At 51.6% G+C, this 14,123-nt stretch carries 24 protein-coding genes; all 24 read left to right on the top strand.

What is annotated here, in order from left to right:
* Positions 1-127: 127 nt before the first annotated feature.
* The 24 genes from EH206_RS02165 to rplE all read left to right on the top strand — a co-directional run bounded on the left by EH206_RS02165 (position 128) and on the right by rplE (position 14,113).
* Positions 128-844, top strand: a complete 717-nt coding sequence (locus EH206_RS02165) for a helix-turn-helix transcriptional regulator (protein ID WP_009111193.1) — start codon at positions 128-130, stop codon at positions 842-844.
* 5 nt (positions 845-849) lie between these two features.
* Complete coding sequence (tusD, locus tag EH206_RS02170) at positions 850-1,239, top strand: sulfurtransferase complex subunit TusD (RefSeq protein ID WP_009111194.1); 390 nt, start codon at positions 850-852, stop codon at positions 1,237-1,239.
* A gap of 20 nt (positions 1,240-1,259) precedes the next feature.
* Positions 1,260-1,619 (top strand): sulfurtransferase complex subunit TusC, encoded by a 360-nt coding sequence (gene tusC, locus EH206_RS02175; protein WP_009111195.1) that lies wholly within the window; start codon positions 1,260-1,262, stop codon positions 1,617-1,619.
* A gap of 18 nt (positions 1,620-1,637) precedes the next feature.
* Complete coding sequence (gene tusB / locus EH206_RS02180) at positions 1,638-1,925, top strand: sulfurtransferase complex subunit TusB (RefSeq protein WP_009111196.1); 288 nt, start codon at positions 1,638-1,640, stop codon at positions 1,923-1,925.
* A 131-nt stretch (positions 1,926-2,056) separates the two neighbouring features.
* Positions 2,057-2,431 carry a 30S ribosomal protein S12 gene (gene rpsL, locus EH206_RS02185; protein WP_009111197.1) on the top strand — a complete coding sequence of 125 codons (375 nt, stop codon included), beginning with the start codon at positions 2,057-2,059 and terminating at the stop codon, positions 2,429-2,431.
* Positions 2,432-2,527: 96 nt separating this feature from the next.
* Complete coding sequence (gene rpsG / locus EH206_RS02190; protein WP_009111198.1) at positions 2,528-2,998, top strand: 30S ribosomal protein S7; 471 nt, start codon at positions 2,528-2,530, stop codon at positions 2,996-2,998.
* A 97-nt stretch (positions 2,999-3,095) separates the two neighbouring features.
* Positions 3,096-5,204, top strand: coding sequence for an elongation factor G (fusA, locus tag EH206_RS02195; protein ID WP_009111199.1), 2,109 nt, complete (start codon positions 3,096-3,098; stop codon positions 5,202-5,204).
* Between the two features lie 70 nt (positions 5,205-5,274).
* Entirely contained in the window at positions 5,275-6,459 is a 1,185-nt protein-coding gene (gene tuf, locus EH206_RS02200) for an elongation factor Tu (RefSeq protein WP_009111200.1), read from the top strand.
* Between the two features lie 251 nt (positions 6,460-6,710).
* On the top strand, positions 6,711-6,905 hold the full coding sequence (gene bfd / locus EH206_RS02205) for a bacterioferritin-associated ferredoxin (protein WP_009111201.1): 195 nt from the start codon (positions 6,711-6,713) through the stop codon (positions 6,903-6,905).
* A 71-nt stretch (positions 6,906-6,976) separates the two neighbouring features.
* On the top strand, positions 6,977-7,450 hold the full coding sequence (bfr, locus tag EH206_RS02210; protein ID WP_009111202.1) for a bacterioferritin: 474 nt from the start codon (positions 6,977-6,979) through the stop codon (positions 7,448-7,450).
* 287 nt (positions 7,451-7,737) lie between these two features.
* The gene (gene rpsJ / locus EH206_RS02215; RefSeq protein ID WP_001181005.1) at positions 7,738-8,049 is read left to right on the top strand and encodes a 30S ribosomal protein S10; all 312 of its coding nucleotides are present in this window, start codon (positions 7,738-7,740) and stop codon (positions 8,047-8,049) included.
* A gap of 32 nt (positions 8,050-8,081) precedes the next feature.
* Positions 8,082-8,711: a 50S ribosomal protein L3 gene (rplC, locus tag EH206_RS02220; RefSeq protein ID WP_009111203.1), complete on the top strand. Its 630-nt coding sequence runs from the start codon at positions 8,082-8,084 to the stop codon at positions 8,709-8,711.
* A gap of 10 nt (positions 8,712-8,721) precedes the next feature.
* Positions 8,722-9,327 carry a 50S ribosomal protein L4 gene (rplD, locus tag EH206_RS02225; RefSeq protein WP_009111204.1) on the top strand — a complete coding sequence of 202 codons (606 nt, stop codon included), beginning with the start codon at positions 8,722-8,724 and terminating at the stop codon, positions 9,325-9,327.
* Positions 9,324-9,626: a 50S ribosomal protein L23 gene (gene rplW, locus EH206_RS02230; RefSeq protein ID WP_009111205.1), complete on the top strand. Its 303-nt coding sequence runs from the start codon at positions 9,324-9,326 to the stop codon at positions 9,624-9,626. Before rplD ends, rplW begins: the two co-directional genes overlap by 4 nt.
* 19 nt (positions 9,627-9,645) lie before the next feature.
* Positions 9,646-10,467 carry a 50S ribosomal protein L2 gene (gene rplB, locus EH206_RS02235; RefSeq protein WP_009111206.1) on the top strand — a complete coding sequence of 274 codons (822 nt, stop codon included), beginning with the start codon at positions 9,646-9,648 and terminating at the stop codon, positions 10,465-10,467.
* Positions 10,468-10,483: 16 nt separating this feature from the next.
* Complete coding sequence (rpsS, locus tag EH206_RS02240; protein ID WP_004929772.1) at positions 10,484-10,762, top strand: 30S ribosomal protein S19; 279 nt, start codon at positions 10,484-10,486, stop codon at positions 10,760-10,762.
* A 14-nt stretch (positions 10,763-10,776) separates the two neighbouring features.
* Positions 10,777-11,109, top strand: coding sequence for a 50S ribosomal protein L22 (gene rplV, locus EH206_RS02245; RefSeq protein ID WP_009111207.1), 333 nt, complete (start codon positions 10,777-10,779; stop codon positions 11,107-11,109).
* 17 nt (positions 11,110-11,126) lie between these two features.
* Positions 11,127-11,828, top strand: coding sequence for a 30S ribosomal protein S3 (gene rpsC / locus EH206_RS02250; protein ID WP_005970274.1), 702 nt, complete (start codon positions 11,127-11,129; stop codon positions 11,826-11,828).
* 12 nt (positions 11,829-11,840) lie between these two features.
* A complete protein-coding gene (rplP, locus tag EH206_RS02255) occupies positions 11,841-12,251 on the top strand; it encodes a 50S ribosomal protein L16 (protein ID WP_009111208.1) in 411 nt (136 codons plus the stop codon).
* Positions 12,251-12,442 (top strand): 50S ribosomal protein L29, encoded by a 192-nt coding sequence (gene rpmC / locus EH206_RS02260; RefSeq protein ID WP_009111209.1) that lies wholly within the window; start codon positions 12,251-12,253, stop codon positions 12,440-12,442. Before rplP ends, rpmC begins: the two co-directional genes overlap by 1 nt.
* A complete protein-coding gene (gene rpsQ, locus EH206_RS02265) occupies positions 12,442-12,696 on the top strand; it encodes a 30S ribosomal protein S17 (RefSeq protein ID WP_009111210.1) in 255 nt (84 codons plus the stop codon). Before rpmC ends, rpsQ begins: the two co-directional genes overlap by 1 nt.
* Positions 12,697-12,862: 166 nt before the next feature.
* Positions 12,863-13,234, top strand: coding sequence for a 50S ribosomal protein L14 (gene rplN / locus EH206_RS02270; RefSeq protein WP_000613954.1), 372 nt, complete (start codon positions 12,863-12,865; stop codon positions 13,232-13,234).
* Between the two features lie 10 nt (positions 13,235-13,244).
* Positions 13,245-13,559 carry a 50S ribosomal protein L24 gene (gene rplX, locus EH206_RS02275; protein ID WP_005970267.1) on the top strand — a complete coding sequence of 105 codons (315 nt, stop codon included), beginning with the start codon at positions 13,245-13,247 and terminating at the stop codon, positions 13,557-13,559.
* A 14-nt stretch (positions 13,560-13,573) separates the two neighbouring features.
* Complete coding sequence (gene rplE / locus EH206_RS02280; protein ID WP_005970265.1) at positions 13,574-14,113, top strand: 50S ribosomal protein L5; 540 nt, start codon at positions 13,574-13,576, stop codon at positions 14,111-14,113.
* Positions 14,114-14,123: the final 10 nt, after the last annotated feature.

A 14,123-nucleotide genomic window follows, 5' to 3' on the forward strand; every position in this document is an offset into this window, starting at 1 on the left:
AATAAAGATGAGTAAGTTCACCGTTCAGAAACGAAACCGTTAATTTCAGGGACGATTGAGTGGACATTTGCTAGACTGTGTCTCCGGTCAATACAATAAATAGAACACGTTGAGGGTGGTGTCTGCCATGTCTAATTCGCTTGTGTCTGGCGAATCTTATGACCTTGATTTGCTGGATGAACGTCCGTTCAGTCAGACGGATTACGAGATCCTGAAATCGTATGAAGCGGTGGTCGATGGGTTGGCCATGTTGATTGGTGAGCACTGCGAGATTGTGCTGCATTCCCTTGAGGATCTTAAATGTTCCGCGGTGCGTATCGCCAATGGCGAACATACCGGCAGAAAAATCGGCTCGCCGATTACCGATCTTGCGCTACGAATGCTGCACGATATGGCCGGAGAGGACAGCAGCGTATCGAAAGCCTACTTCACCCGGGCGAAAAGCGGCGTGCTGATGAAGTCGGTCACCATTGCCATTCGTAATCGCGATCAGCGCGTGATTGGGTTGCTGTGCATTAATATGAATCTGGATGTGCCTTTTTCGCAGATAGTACGGACCTTTATTCCCCCTGAAACGCACGAAATCGCCTCATCGGTAAACTTTGCTTCGTCGGTGGACGATCTGGTGGCGCAGACGCTGGAGTTTTCCATTGAAGAAGTCAATGCGGACCGCAATGTGTCCAACAATGCGAAAAACCGCCAGATTGTACTGAGCCTGTATGAGAAAGGGATCTTCGATATTAAGGATGCGATTAATCAGGTCGCCGAGCGCCTTAATATCTCCAAACACACCGTGTATCTCTATATCCGCCAGTTTAAAAGCGGCGACTTCAGCGGGCACTAACGCAGATGCTGAGCTATTGCCTGCTGGTCACCGGCCCCGCCTATGGCACGCAGCAAGCGAGCAGCGCGTTGCAGTTCGCTCAGGCCGTACTGGATAAAGGCCACCGCCTGGCAAGCGTTTTCTTCTATCGCGAGGGCGTGCTGAACGCCAATCAGCTTACCTCGCCGGCGAACGACGAGTTTGATCTGGTGCGCGCCTGGCAGCGTCTGGGGCAGGAACATCAGGTGGCGCTAAATGTCTGTGTCGCCGCCGCGTTGCGCCGCGGGGTGACCGATCGGCAACAGGCTGAACAGCTAAAATTGGGGGCGGCGAACCTGCAGGACGGCTTTATCCTGAGCGGTCTTGGCGAACTGGCCCAGTCGGTTTTGAGCTGCGATCGGGTGATCCACTTTTAATCGGATTTTAAGGCAGAGTCATGAAGCGAATCGCTTTTGTTTTTACTCACTCGCCGCACGGCAATGCCTCCGGTCGGGAAGGATTGGACGCGCTCCTTGCGATGTCCGCGCTGACCGAGGATATTGGCGTGTTTTTTATCGGCGACGGTGTATTGCAATTGCTGCCGGGGCAGCAGCCGGAAAAGATTCTGATGCGCGACTATATCGCCACCTTTGGCGTGCTGCCGCTGTATGACATCGAGCACTGCTATGCCTGTGCCGAATCTCTCCGGCAACGGGGTATTGCTCTGGATACCGATTGGGTTGTGGATGTGGCGCTTCTGTCTCCCGAGGAATTAAGACAGCGGCTGGCGGATTACCATTCCATCCTCTCATTTTAGCGGCGAGCGTTTCTATTTATGCTACACACTCTTTCCCATTCCCCTTATCACTGCGACATTGATGCGCTGCTGCGTTGTCTGAGTCCGGGAGACGCATTGGTGCTGTTGCAGGACGGCGTTATCGCCGCGCTGGCGAATAGCGAAACGGCAAGCCGTCTCCTTGAGGCGTCTATCCCTTTGTATGTTTTGCAAAACGATGCCGACGCCAGGGGCGTGACTGCGCAAATTTCAAACAATTTTTCATTGATTAGCTATACTCAATTTGTTCAACTGACGGTGCAATACCCGCAACAGCTGGCGTGGTAACGCTGAATTTTTGTATATTTCTTGACTCCTTCCACCGCCAGCCCTAAAATTCTGCGTCCTCATACTTTGCCCTGCGCAGGTACGAGGCGTTTTATCACGTGTTTACGAAGCAAAAACCAGGAGCTTTTTGAATGGCAACAATTAACCAGCTGGTACGCAAGCCACGCGCCCTGAAGGTTGTTAAAAGCAACGTTCCGGCGCTGGAAGCATGCCCGCAGAAACGTGGCGTATGTACTCGCGTATATACCACCACCCCGAAAAAACCGAACTCCGCGCTGCGTAAAGTATGCCGTGTTCGTTTAACCAACGGTTTTGAAGTCACCTCCTATATCGGTGGTGAAGGTCACAATCTGCAGGAGCACTCCGTGATCCTGATCCGTGGCGGTCGTGTTAAAGACCTGCCAGGTGTGCGTTACCACACCGTTCGTGGCGCGCTGGACTGCTCAGGTGTTAAAGACCGTAAGCAATCCCGCTCCAAATACGGCGTGAAGAAGCCAAAGGCTTAATGGTTCTCCGTTAAGTAAGGCCAAACGTTTTAACTTAAATGTCAAACTAAACTCGTAGAGTTTTGGACAATCCTGAATTAACAACGGAGTATTTCCATGCCACGTCGTCGCGTCATTGGTCAGCGTAAAATCCTGCCGGATCCTAAGTTCGGATCAGAGCTGTTGGCCAAATTTGTAAATATCCTGATGGTAGATGGTAAAAAATCTACCGCCGAAGCGATTGTCTATACCGCGCTAGAGACCCTGGCTCAGCGTTCTGGTAAAGATCATCTGGAAGCTTTTGAAGTAGCGCTGGACAACGTGCGCCCGACTGTCGAAGTCAAGTCGCGTCGCGTTGGCGGTTCTACTTATCAGGTGCCGGTTGAAGTCCGTCCGGTTCGCCGCAATGCCCTGGCAATGCGTTGGATCGTTGAAGCTGCTCGTAAACGCGGTGATAAATCCATGGCTTTGCGCCTGGCGAACGAACTTTCTGATGCAGCAGAAAACAAAGGCACTGCTGTTAAGAAACGTGAAGACGTTCACCGTATGGCTGAAGCCAACAAGGCGTTCGCTCACTACCGTTGGTAATCCCTTCGCTGTAGTTATGCTAATCAGGCGGGCGCTTCAGAAAGCCAGCCCGTCTGGATTAACTGACATTGAACGCCCTAGGATATAGAGGAAACAAATGGCTCGTACAACACCCATTGCACGCTACCGTAATATCGGTATCAGTGCACACATCGACGCCGGTAAAACCACCACGACAGAACGTATTCTGTTCTACACCGGTGTAAACCACAAAATCGGTGAAGTTCATGACGGCGCGGCCACCATGGACTGGATGGCGCAGGAGCAGGAGCGTGGCATCACCATCACCTCCGCTGCGACTACCGCATTCTGGTCTGGTATGGCTAAACAGTTTGAGCCGCACCGCGTTAATATCATCGACACCCCGGGACACGTTGACTTCACTATCGAAGTAGAACGTTCCATGCGTGTTCTTGACGGCGCAGTAATGGTTTACTGTGCGGTCGGTGGTGTTCAGCCGCAGTCTGAAACGGTATGGCGTCAGGCTAACAAATACAAAGTTCCGCGTATTGCGTTCGTTAACAAAATGGACCGCATGGGCGCGAACTTCCTGAAAGTCGTAGGCCAGATCAAAACTCGTCTGGGCGCGAACCCTGTTCCGCTGCAGCTGGCTATCGGTGCGGAAGAGCATTTCACCGGCGTTGTCGACCTGGTGAAAATGAAAGCCATCAACTGGAATGACGCCGATCAGGGCGTGACCTTCACCTATGAAGAGATTCCGGATGATATGCAGGATCTGGCTGAAGAATGGCACCAGAACCTGGTTGAGTCCGCGGCTGAAGCTTCTGAAGAGCTGATGGACAAATACCTCGGCGGCGAAGAGCTGACCGAAGAAGAGATCAAGAAAGCGTTGCGTCAGCGCGTGCTGAACAACGAAATCATTCTGGTTACCTGTGGTTCCGCGTTCAAGAACAAAGGCGTACAGGCAATGCTGGATGCGGTTGTCGAGTATCTGCCGGCACCGACCGACGTTCCCGCAATCAACGGTATTCTGGACGACGGTAAAGATACCCCGGCGGTTCGTCACTCCGACGACAAAGAGCCGTTCTCTGCGCTGGCGTTCAAAATCGCCACCGACCCGTTCGTGGGTAACCTGACCTTCTTCCGCGTGTACTCTGGCGTGGTTAACTCAGGTGACACGGTGCTGAACTCGGTGAAATCTGCGCGTGAGCGTTTTGGCCGTATCGTTCAGATGCACGCCAACAAACGTGAAGAGATCAAAGAAGTTCGCGCGGGCGATATCGCTGCGGCAATCGGCCTGAAAGACGTGACCACCGGGGATACCCTGTGCGATCCGAACGCGCCGATCATTCTGGAGCGTATGGAATTCCCTGAGCCGGTTATCTCCATCGCGGTTGAACCGAAAACCAAAGCCGACCAGGAAAAAATGGGTCTGGCTCTGGGCCGTCTGGCGAAGGAAGATCCGTCTTTCCGCGTATGGACTGACGAAGAATCCAACCAGACCATCATCGCCGGTATGGGCGAACTGCACCTGGAAATCATCGTTGACCGTATGAAACGCGAGTTCAACGTTGAAGCGAACATCGGTAAACCGCAGGTTGCCTACCGTGAAACCATTCGCGATACCGTTAAGGATATCGAAGGGAAACACGCCAAGCAGTCTGGTGGTCGCGGTCAGTACGGTCACGTGGTGATCGACCTGTCTCCGCTGGAACCAGGTGGCCCGGGTTACACCTTCACCAACGATATCAAAGGCGGCGTGATTCCTGGCGAATACATCCCTGCCGTTGATAAAGGTATTCAGGAACAGCTTAAAGCCGGTCCTCTGGCGGGTTACCCGGTGGTTGATATCGCGGTGCGTCTGCACTTCGGTTCTTACCACGACGTCGACTCCTCGGAACTGGCGTTTAAACTGGCTGCTTCACTGGCATTTAAAGATGGCTTTAAAAAAGCAAAACCTGTTCTGCTTGAGCCGATTATGAAGGTTGAAGTTGAAACCCCTGAAGATTACATGGGCGACGTAATCGGTGACCTTAACCGTCGCCGCGGTATCATCGAAGGTATGGAAGATACCGCAACCGGCAAGACCGTTCGTGCACAGGTTCCGTTGTCTGAAATGTTTGGTTATGCTACCGATCTGCGTTCGCAGACTCAAGGCCGCGCTTCATACTCCATGGAGTTCCTGAAGTACGCTGAAGCGCCGAACAACGTAGCTCAGGCCGTTATTGAAGCCCGTGGTAAATAATCCGGGTTTAACAACACATTGATCCGTGCTCTCTCCATAGGGGGGAGCATTAGAGTTAAGGAATATCGCCGTGTCTAAAGAAAAATTTGAACGTACAAAACCCCACGTTAACGTCGGTACTATCGGCCACGTTGACCATGGTAAAACAACGCTGACCGCAGCTATCACCACCGTGCTGGCTAAAACCTACGGCGGTAGCGCCCGCGCATTCGATCAGATCGATAACGCGCCGGAAGAAAAAGCCCGTGGTATCACCATCAACACCTCTCACGTTGAATACGATACCCCGACTCGCCACTACGCGCACGTTGACTGCCCGGGACACGCCGACTATGTGAAAAACATGATCACCGGCGCCGCGCAGATGGACGGCGCGATCCTGGTTGTTGCCGCGACTGACGGCCCGATGCCGCAGACCCGCGAGCACATCCTGCTGGGCCGCCAGGTTGGCGTTCCTTACATCATCGTGTTCCTGAACAAATGCGACATGGTTGATGATGAAGAGCTGCTGGAACTGGTTGAGATGGAAGTGCGCGAGCTGTTGTCTCAGTACGACTTCCCGGGTGATGACACCCCTGTCATCCGCGGCTCCGCGCTCAAAGCGCTGGAAGGCGATGCCGAGTGGGAAGCAAAAATCATCGAACTGGCCGGTCATCTGGATACTTACATCCCGGAACCTGAACGTGCCATCGACAAGCCGTTCCTGCTGCCTATCGAAGACGTATTCTCCATTTCCGGTCGCGGTACCGTTGTTACCGGTCGTGTAGAGCGCGGCATCGTAAAAGTCGGTGAAGAAGTTGAAATCGTGGGCATCAAAGACACCACGAAAACTACCTGTACCGGCGTTGAAATGTTCCGCAAACTGCTGGACGAAGGCCGTGCGGGTGAGAACGTCGGCGTTCTGCTGCGTGGTACTAAACGTGATGACGTTGAGCGTGGTCAGGTACTGGCTAAACCAGGTTCTATCAAACCTCACACTCAGTTCGAGTCTGAAGTTTATATCCTGTCCAAAGACGAAGGCGGCCGTCATACTCCGTTCTTCAAAGGCTACCGTCCGCAGTTCTACTTCCGTACCACTGACGTGACGGGCACCATCGAACTGCCGGAAGGCGTGGAAATGGTTATGCCGGGCGACAACATCAAGATGGTGGTAAACCTGATTGCGCCAATCGCGATGGACGACGGTCTGCGTTTCGCCATCCGTGAAGGCGGCCGTACCGTAGGCGCGGGCGTTGTTGCTAAAGTTATCGCTTAATCGCTGATAGACTAAAAGCATAAAAAAGGCACTTCGGTGCCTTTTTTTATGGCGGGCATCCTGTCCGCCATCCTCCGGCTCGCCGCCAGCGGCATTTTTTATGCCCGCATTAGTAAATGTAAATTGAAATAAAAACCATTCCCATTTACACTGCGTGGGCTGTTTAAAAATCGTCGGGAGCGGTTTAGATGTCGCCTACGGCGGCTGTGGGGTCATAAGGGATAACCCGCCATAACATGAGTTACTCCGGTATGTATGTCTGTTTGTGTAATGCTATCTCCGATAAAGCGATCCGTAACGCGGTACGTCAATACCAGCCCCAGTCTATGCAGCAGTTGCGCAAATTGGTTCCCATCGGAACGGAATGCGGCAAATGTATTCGCCAGGCTAGGGTGATTCTTGAGGATGAACAAGCCAAAGTCCCTGATATGTATGAAGTAGCATAAAATGTAAGGTCTTTTTTTGACTCTCTGTTTACCGGTTCTACACTTTAAGAACTGGAGCGGAGGAGTATGTCATGAAAGGCGATAAAAAAGTCATTACGTATCTGAACAAGTTATTGGGCAATGAGCTGGTCGCAATCAACCAATATTTTCTGCATGCCCGAATGTTTAAAAACTGGGGGCTGACCCGTCTCAACGATCACGAGTATCATGAGTCTATCGACGAAATGAAACACGCCGATCGCTATATTGAACGAATCCTGTTTCTCGAAGGTATTCCCAATCTGCAAGATCTGGGGAAACTTAACATCGGCGAAGATGTTGAAGAGATTTTTCGTTCCGATCTGCAACTGGAGCTGGATGGCGCGCAGGACTTGCGTGAAGCCATTGCCTACTCGGACTCGGTGCATGATTATGTCAGCAGGGATATACTGATAGAAATTCTGGCTGACGAAGAAGGGCATATCGATTGGTTGGAAACCGAGCTGGATCTGATATCCCGTCTCGGCATACAAAACTATCTACAGAGCCAGCTTAAAGTGCAATAGCCCGCCGTTAGCGTTATCTATCCCGCGGCCGGATAGTTTGTGCATGCTCCGGCCGCTGTTTAAAATCATTTCACCCCACCTGTTGCTTCCTGAGCCAATTTGCGTATAATGCGCGGGCTTACCGAATCCAGGTAAGTCTGATTGCTAGTAAATCAGAAGGCTATCTGATTAGCCAAAACAATACTCCCGATATGGGGGTTATGTACTAACGATTACACTCCCCCATCAATCGAAATGGGTGCGAGGAGTAATTATTTACGTTTATAAATAATTGGAGCTCTGGTCTCATGCAGAACCAAAGAATCCGTATCCGCCTGAAAGCGTTTGATCATCGTCTGATCGATCAATCAACTGCGGAAATCGTCGAGACTGCCAAGCGCACTGGTGCGCAAGTCCGCGGTCCGATCCCGCTGCCGACCCGCAAAGAGCGTTTCACCGTTCTGATCTCTCCGCACGTAAATAAAGATGCGCGCGATCAGTACGAGATTCGCACTCACAAGCGTCTGGTTGACATCGTTGAGCCAACCGAGAAAACCGTTGATGCTCTGATGCGTCTGGATCTGGCTGCCGGTGTAGACGTGCAGATCAGCCTGGGTTAATCAGGTCATTGAGCGATTGAGAGGTTGAAACAATGATTGGTTTAGTCGGTAAAAAAGTGGGCATGACCCGTATCTTCACTGAAGATGGCGTATCTATCCCCGTAACCGTTATCGAAATTGAAGCAAACCGCGTGACTCAGGTTAAAGACCTGGCTAACGACGGTTACCGCGCTGTGCAGGTGACTACCGGTGTTAAAAAAGCAAACCGCGTTACCAAACCAGAAGCGGGTCACTTTGCTAAAGCTGGCGTAGAAGCCGGCCGTACCCTGCGTGAGTTCCGTCTTGCAGAAGGCGAAGAGTTCACCATAGGTCAAAGCATCAGTGTTGAAATTTTCGCAGACGTTAAAAAAGTAGACGTTACTGGTACATCCAAAGGTAAGGGTTTTGCCGGCACGGTTAAGCGCTGGAACTTCCGTACCCAGGATGCGACCCACGGTAACTCCTTGTCTCACCGCGTTCCGGGTTCCATCGGTCAGAACCAGACTCCGGGCAAAGTGTTCAAAGGCAAGAAAATGGCAGGCCAACTGGGTAACGAACGCGTAACCGTTCAGAGCCTGGATGTAGTGCGTGTTGACGCTGAGCGCAACCTGCTGCTGGTTAAGGGTGCTGTTCCGGGTGCAACCGGTGGCGACCTGATCGTTAAACCAGCTGTGAAGGCGTGAGGAGATAGCAATGGAATTAGTATTGAAAGACGCGCAAAGCGCGCTGACTGTTTCCGAAACTACCTTCGGTCGTGATTTCAACGAAGCGCTGGTACACCAGGTTGTTGTTGCTTATGCAGCAGGTGCCCGTCAAGGTACTCGCGCTCAGAAGACCCGTGCTGAAGTAACTGGTTCCGGTAAAAAACCGTGGCGTCAGAAAGGTACCGGCCGTGCGCGTTCAGGTTCTGTCAAGAGCCCGATCTGGCGTTCCGGTGGCGTAACCTTCGCTGCCAAGCCTCAGGACCACAGTCAGAAAGTTAACAAAAAGATGTACCGCGGCGCGCTGAAAAGCATTCTGTCCGAACTGGTACGTCAAGATCGTTTGATCGTTGTCGAGAAGTTCTCTGTCGAAGCGCCGAAAACCAAGTTGCTGGCGCAGAAACTGAAAGACATGGCGCTGGAAGACGTACTGATCATCACCGGTGAACTGGATGAAAATCTGTTCCTGGCAGCGCGTAACCTGTACAAGGTTGACGTGCGTGATGTCGCCGGTATCGATCCAGTTAGCTTGATCGCTTTCGACAAAGTCGTCATGACTGCTGAAGCTGTTAAGCAAGTTGAGGAGATGCTCGCATGATCCGTGAAGAACGTCTGCTGAAAGTTTTGCGCGCGCCGCACGTTTCTGAAAAAGCGTCTACAGCGATGGAGAAGAACAACACCATCGTACTCAAAGTTGCTAAAGACGCGACCAAAGCAGAAATCAAAGCCGCCGTGCAGAAACTGTTTGAAGTCGAAGTCAATGATGTTCGCACCCTGGTAGTTAAAGGAAAAGTGAAACGTCATGGACAGCGTATCGGTCGTCGTAGCGACTGGAAAAAAGCTTACGTCACCCTGAAAGAAGGCCAGAATTTGGACTTCATCGGCGGCGCAGAGTAAGTCGGAGGAATAAAGAACAATGGCAATTGTTAAATGTAAACCGACATCTCCGGGTCGTCGCCACGTTGTTAAAGTGGTTAACCCTGAGCTGCACAAGGGCAAACCTTATGCCCCGTTGCTGGAAAAGAACAGCAAATCCGGTGGCCGTAACAACAATGGCCGCATCACTACCCGTCACATCGGTGGTGGTCATAAACAGCAATATCGTCTGGTTGACTTTAAACGCAACAAAGATGGTATTTCTGCTGTTGTTGAGCGTCTGGAGTATGATCCGAACCGTTCCGCGAACATTGCGCTGGTTCTGTACAAAGACGGCGAACGCCGTTACATCCTGGCGCCGAAAGGCCTTAAAGCAGGTGACCAGATTCAATCTGGCGTTGATGCTGCAATCAAAACCGGCAACACCTTGCCGATGCGTAACATCCCGGTCGGTTCAACGGTTCATAACGTAGAATTGAAACCAGGCAAAGGCGGCCAGCTGGCTCGCTCCGCCGGTGCCTACGTTCAGATCGTTGCCCGTGATGGATCTTACGTGACCCTGCGTCTGCGTTCCGGCGAAATGCGTAAAGTCGAGTCCGACTGCCGCGCGACGCTGGGCGAAGTGGGCAATGCGGAGCATATGCTGCGCGTTCTGGGTAAAGCAGGTGCTGCTCGCTGGCGTGGTGTTCGCCCGACCGTTCGCGGTACGGCGATGAACCCGGTAGACCACCCGCACGGTGGTGGTGAAGGTCGTAACTTTGGTAAGCACCCGGTATCCCCGTGGGGCGTACAGACCAAAGGTAAGAAGACCCGCAGCAACAAGCGTACTGATAAGTTCATCGTACGTCGCCGTACTAAATAATTTTAGAGGATAAACCATGCCACGTTCTCTCAAGAAAGGTCCATTTATTGACCTGCACTTGCTGAAGAAGGTAGAGAAAGCGGTGGAAAGCGGTGACAAGAAGCCTTTGCGCACTTGGTCCCGTCGTTCAACGATCTTTCCAAATATGATCGGTTTGACCATCGCTGTCCATAATGGTCGTCAGCACGTTCCGGTGTTTGTTTCCGATGAAATGGTCGGTCACAAACTGGGTGAATTCGCGCCGACTCGTACTTATCGCGGCCATGCGGCCGATAAAAAGGCCAAGAAGCGCTAAGGTAGGAGGAAGAGATGGAAACTATTGCTCAACATCGCCACGCTCGTTCTTCTGCTCAAAAGGTTCGCCTGGTGGCTGACCTGATTCGCGGTAAGAAAGTGTCGCAAGCTCTGGAAGTTCTGACCTACACCAACAAGAAAGCTGCTGGTCTGGTTAAAAAAGTGCTGGAGTCTGCCATTGCTAACGCAGAGCACAACGATGGCGCTGACATTGATGATCTGAAAGTCGCGAAAATCTTCGTCGACGAAGGCCCAAGCATGAAGCGTATTATGCCGCGTGCCAAAGGTCGTGCGGATCGCATCCTGAAGCGTACCAGCCACATCACTGTGGTTGTGTCCGATCGCTGAGACTCTGGAGACTAGCAATGGGTCAGAAAGTACATCCTAATGGTATTCGACTGGGTATTGTCAAACCTTGGAACTCTACCTGGTATGCGAATACCAAAGAATTCGCTGACAACCTGGACAGCGACTTTAAAGTTCGTAAATACCTGACGAAGGAACTGGAAAAAGCTTCCGTTTCTCGTATCGTTATCGAACGTCCGGCTAAAAGCATTCGTGTGACTATTCACACCGCTCGTCCGGGCATCGTGATCGGTAAAAAAGGTGAAGATGTTGAAAAACTGCGTAAAGTCGTAGCGGATATCGCTGGCGTACCTGCGCAAATCAATATCGCAGAAGTTCGTAAGCCCGAACTGGACGCAAAACTGGTTGCTGACAGCATCACTTCTCAGCTGGAGCGTCGCGTGATGTTCCGTCGTGCGATGAAGCGTGCGGTACAGAACGCCATGCGTCTGGGCGCCAAGGGTATCAAAGTTGAAGTAAGCGGCCGCCTGGGCGGTGCTGAAATCGCGCGTACCGAATGGTACCGTGAAGGTCGTGTTCCGTTGCACACGCTGCGTGCGGATATCGATTACAACACTTCCGAAGCGCACACCACTTATGGTGTTATCGGTGTGAAAGTGTGGATCTTCAAAGGTGAGATCCTGGGTGGTATGGCTGCCGTTGAACAACCGGAAAAACCGGCTGCTCAACCTAAAAAGCAGCAGCGTAAAGGCCGCAAGTAAGGAGAGTCGCTGATGTTACAACCAAAGCGTACAAAATTCCGTAAGATGCACAAAGGCCGCAACCGTGGTCTGGCAGCAGGTACGGATGTTAGCTTCGGCACTTTCGGTCTGAAAGCTGTTGGCCGCGGTCGCCTGACTGCTCGTCAAATCGAAGCTGCACGTCGTGCCATGACCCGCGCCGTTAAGCGTCAAGGTAAGATCTGGATCCGTGTATTCCCGGACAAACCGATCACCGAAAAACCGCTTGAAGTGCGTATGGGTAAAGGTAAAGGTAACGTAGAGTATTGGGTTGCCCTGATTCAGCCAGGTAAAGTCCTGTACGAAATGGACGGTGTGCCGGAAGAGTTGGCCCGTGAGGCATTCCAACTGGCAGCAGCGAAACTGCCGATTAAAACCACCTTTGTAACTAAGACGGTGATGTAATGAAAGCACAAGAGCTGCGTGAAAAGAGCGTTGAAGAGCTGAACACCGAGCTGCTCGAACTGCTGCGCGAACAATTCAATCTGCGCATGCAGGCGGCAAGTGGCCAGCTGCAACAAACTCACCTGTTGAAACAAGTGCGTCGTAATGGTGCACGTGTTAAGACTTTACTGACTGAGAAGGCGGGTGCGTAATGACCGATAAAATCCGTACTCTGCAAGGCCGCGTCGTTAGCGACAAAATGGAGAAATCCATCGTCGTCGCCATCGAACGTTTCGTGAAACATCCGCTTTACGGTAAGTTCATTAAACGTACGACCAAGCTGCACGTACATGACGAGAACAATGAATGCGGTACCGGCGACGTGGTTGAAATCCGCGAATGCCGTCCGCTGTCCAAAACCAAGTCTTGGACGCTTGTTCGCGTTGTAGAGAAAGCGATTCTGTAATACAGTAGCGCTCTTCTCGTTATGATAAACGGCTCAGTAACTGGGCCGTTTATTTTTTCTACCCATATCAAGGAAGCGGTGTTATAATGCTGCGCCCTTAATTTGGGGCATTTTAATGGCCTGTGATGGGTCCTAAAGTAGTAGTTGACATTAGCGGAGCACTAAAATGATCCAAGAACAGACTATGCTGAATGTGGCCGATAACTCCGGTGCACGTCGCGTAATGTGTATCAAGGTTCTAGGTGGCTCGCACCGTCGCTACGCAGGCGTCGGCGATATCATCAAAATTACCATCAAGGAAGCAATTCCTCGCGGTAAGGTGAAAAAAGGCGATGTACTGAAGGCGGTTGTGGTGCGCACCAAGAAGGGTGTTCGTCGCCCGGACGGTTCTGTCATTCGCTTCGATGGAAATGCTTGCGTTATTCTGAACAATAACAGCGAACAGCCTATCGGTACGCGTATTTTTGGGCCGGTAACTCGTGAACTGCGTAATGAGAAGTTCATGAAAATTATCTCTCTGGCACCAGAAGTACTCTAAGGAGCGAATCATGGCAGCGAAAATCCGTCGTGATGACGAAGTTATCGTGCTGACCGGCAAAGATAAAGGTAAGCGCGGTAAAGTAAAAAATGTCCTGTCTGCTAGTAAGGTCATTGTTGAAGGTATCAACCTGGTTAAAAAACATCAGAAGCCGGTTCCGGCCCTGAACCAACCAGGCGGCATCGTTGAAAAAGAAGCTGCTATTCAGGTTTCCAACCTTGCGATCTTCAATGCGGCAACTGGTAAGGCTGACCGTGTAGGCTTTAGATTCGAAGACGGCAAAAAAGTCCGTTTCTTTAAATCTAACAGCGAAACTATCAAGTAATTTGGAGTAGTACGATGGCGAAACTGCATGATTACTACAAAGACGAAGTAGTTAAAAAACTCATGACCGAGTTTAACTACAATTCTGTCATGCAAGTCCCTCGGGTCGAGAAGATCACCCTGAACATGGGTGTTGGTGAAGCGATCGCTGACAAGAAACTGCTGGATAACGCAGCAGCCGATCTGGCAGCAATCTCCGGTCAAAAACCGTTGATCACCAAAGCTCGCAAATCTGTTGCAGGCTTCAAAATCCGTCAGGGCTATCCGATCGGCTGTAAAGTAACTCTGCGTGGCGAACGCATGTGGGAGTTCCTTGAGCGACTGATTTCCATTGCTGTACCGCGTATCCGTGACTTCCGTGGCCTGTCCGCCAAGTCATTCGACGGCCGTGGTAACTACAGCATGGGTGTGCGTGAGCAGATCATCTTCCCGGAAATCGACTATGACAAGGTCGATCGCGTTCGTGGTTTGGATATTACCATTACCACCACTGCGAAATCCGATGATGAAGGCCGTGCGCTGTTGGCCGCCTTTAACTTCCCATTCCGCAAGTAAGGTAGGGTTA

This window comes from Brenneria nigrifluens DSM 30175 = ATCC 13028, assembly GCF_005484965.1.
Lineage (GTDB): Bacteria > Pseudomonadota > Gammaproteobacteria > Enterobacterales > Enterobacteriaceae > Brenneria > Brenneria nigrifluens.

What these genes read in the sequence shown, in the direction of transcription:
- rplE (WP_005970265.1), top strand. Translation starts at nt 13,574, where the DNA reads ATGGCGAAACTGCATGATTACTACAAAGACGAAGTAGTTAAAAAACTC.
- rplP (WP_009111208.1), top strand. Translation starts at nt 11,841, where the DNA reads ATGTTACAACCAAAGCGTACAAAATTCCGTAAGATGCACAAAGGCCGC.
- rplB (WP_009111206.1), top strand. Translation starts at nt 9,646, where the DNA reads ATGGCAATTGTTAAATGTAAACCGACATCTCCGGGTCGTCGCCACGTT.
- rpsC (WP_005970274.1), top strand. Translation starts at nt 11,127, where the DNA reads ATGGGTCAGAAAGTACATCCTAATGGTATTCGACTGGGTATTGTCAAA.
- rplX (WP_005970267.1), top strand. Translation starts at nt 13,245, where the DNA reads ATGGCAGCGAAAATCCGTCGTGATGACGAAGTTATCGTGCTGACCGGC.
- tusD (WP_009111194.1), top strand. Translation starts at nt 850, where the DNA reads ATGCTGAGCTATTGCCTGCTGGTCACCGGCCCCGCCTATGGCACGCAG.
- rplN (WP_000613954.1), top strand. Translation starts at nt 12,863, where the DNA reads ATGATCCAAGAACAGACTATGCTGAATGTGGCCGATAACTCCGGTGCA.
- rpsQ (WP_009111210.1), top strand. Translation starts at nt 12,442, where the DNA reads ATGACCGATAAAATCCGTACTCTGCAAGGCCGCGTCGTTAGCGACAAA.
- rplW (WP_009111205.1), top strand. Translation starts at nt 9,324, where the DNA reads ATGATCCGTGAAGAACGTCTGCTGAAAGTTTTGCGCGCGCCGCACGTT.
- rplD (WP_009111204.1), top strand. Translation starts at nt 8,722, where the DNA reads ATGGAATTAGTATTGAAAGACGCGCAAAGCGCGCTGACTGTTTCCGAA.
- EH206_RS02165 (WP_009111193.1), top strand. Translation starts at nt 128, where the DNA reads ATGTCTAATTCGCTTGTGTCTGGCGAATCTTATGACCTTGATTTGCTG.
- bfr (WP_009111202.1), top strand. Translation starts at nt 6,977, where the DNA reads ATGAAAGGCGATAAAAAAGTCATTACGTATCTGAACAAGTTATTGGGC.
- tusB (WP_009111196.1), top strand. Translation starts at nt 1,638, where the DNA reads ATGCTACACACTCTTTCCCATTCCCCTTATCACTGCGACATTGATGCG.
- fusA (WP_009111199.1), top strand. Translation starts at nt 3,096, where the DNA reads ATGGCTCGTACAACACCCATTGCACGCTACCGTAATATCGGTATCAGT.
- rpsG (WP_009111198.1), top strand. Translation starts at nt 2,528, where the DNA reads ATGCCACGTCGTCGCGTCATTGGTCAGCGTAAAATCCTGCCGGATCCT.
- rpsL (WP_009111197.1), top strand. Translation starts at nt 2,057, where the DNA reads ATGGCAACAATTAACCAGCTGGTACGCAAGCCACGCGCCCTGAAGGTT.
- rpsS (WP_004929772.1), top strand. Translation starts at nt 10,484, where the DNA reads ATGCCACGTTCTCTCAAGAAAGGTCCATTTATTGACCTGCACTTGCTG.
- rplC (WP_009111203.1), top strand. Translation starts at nt 8,082, where the DNA reads ATGATTGGTTTAGTCGGTAAAAAAGTGGGCATGACCCGTATCTTCACT.
- bfd (WP_009111201.1), top strand. Translation starts at nt 6,711, where the DNA reads ATGTATGTCTGTTTGTGTAATGCTATCTCCGATAAAGCGATCCGTAAC.
- tusC (WP_009111195.1), top strand. Translation starts at nt 1,260, where the DNA reads ATGAAGCGAATCGCTTTTGTTTTTACTCACTCGCCGCACGGCAATGCC.
- rpsJ (WP_001181005.1), top strand. Translation starts at nt 7,738, where the DNA reads ATGCAGAACCAAAGAATCCGTATCCGCCTGAAAGCGTTTGATCATCGT.
- rpmC (WP_009111209.1), top strand. Translation starts at nt 12,251, where the DNA reads ATGAAAGCACAAGAGCTGCGTGAAAAGAGCGTTGAAGAGCTGAACACC.
- rplV (WP_009111207.1), top strand. Translation starts at nt 10,777, where the DNA reads ATGGAAACTATTGCTCAACATCGCCACGCTCGTTCTTCTGCTCAAAAG.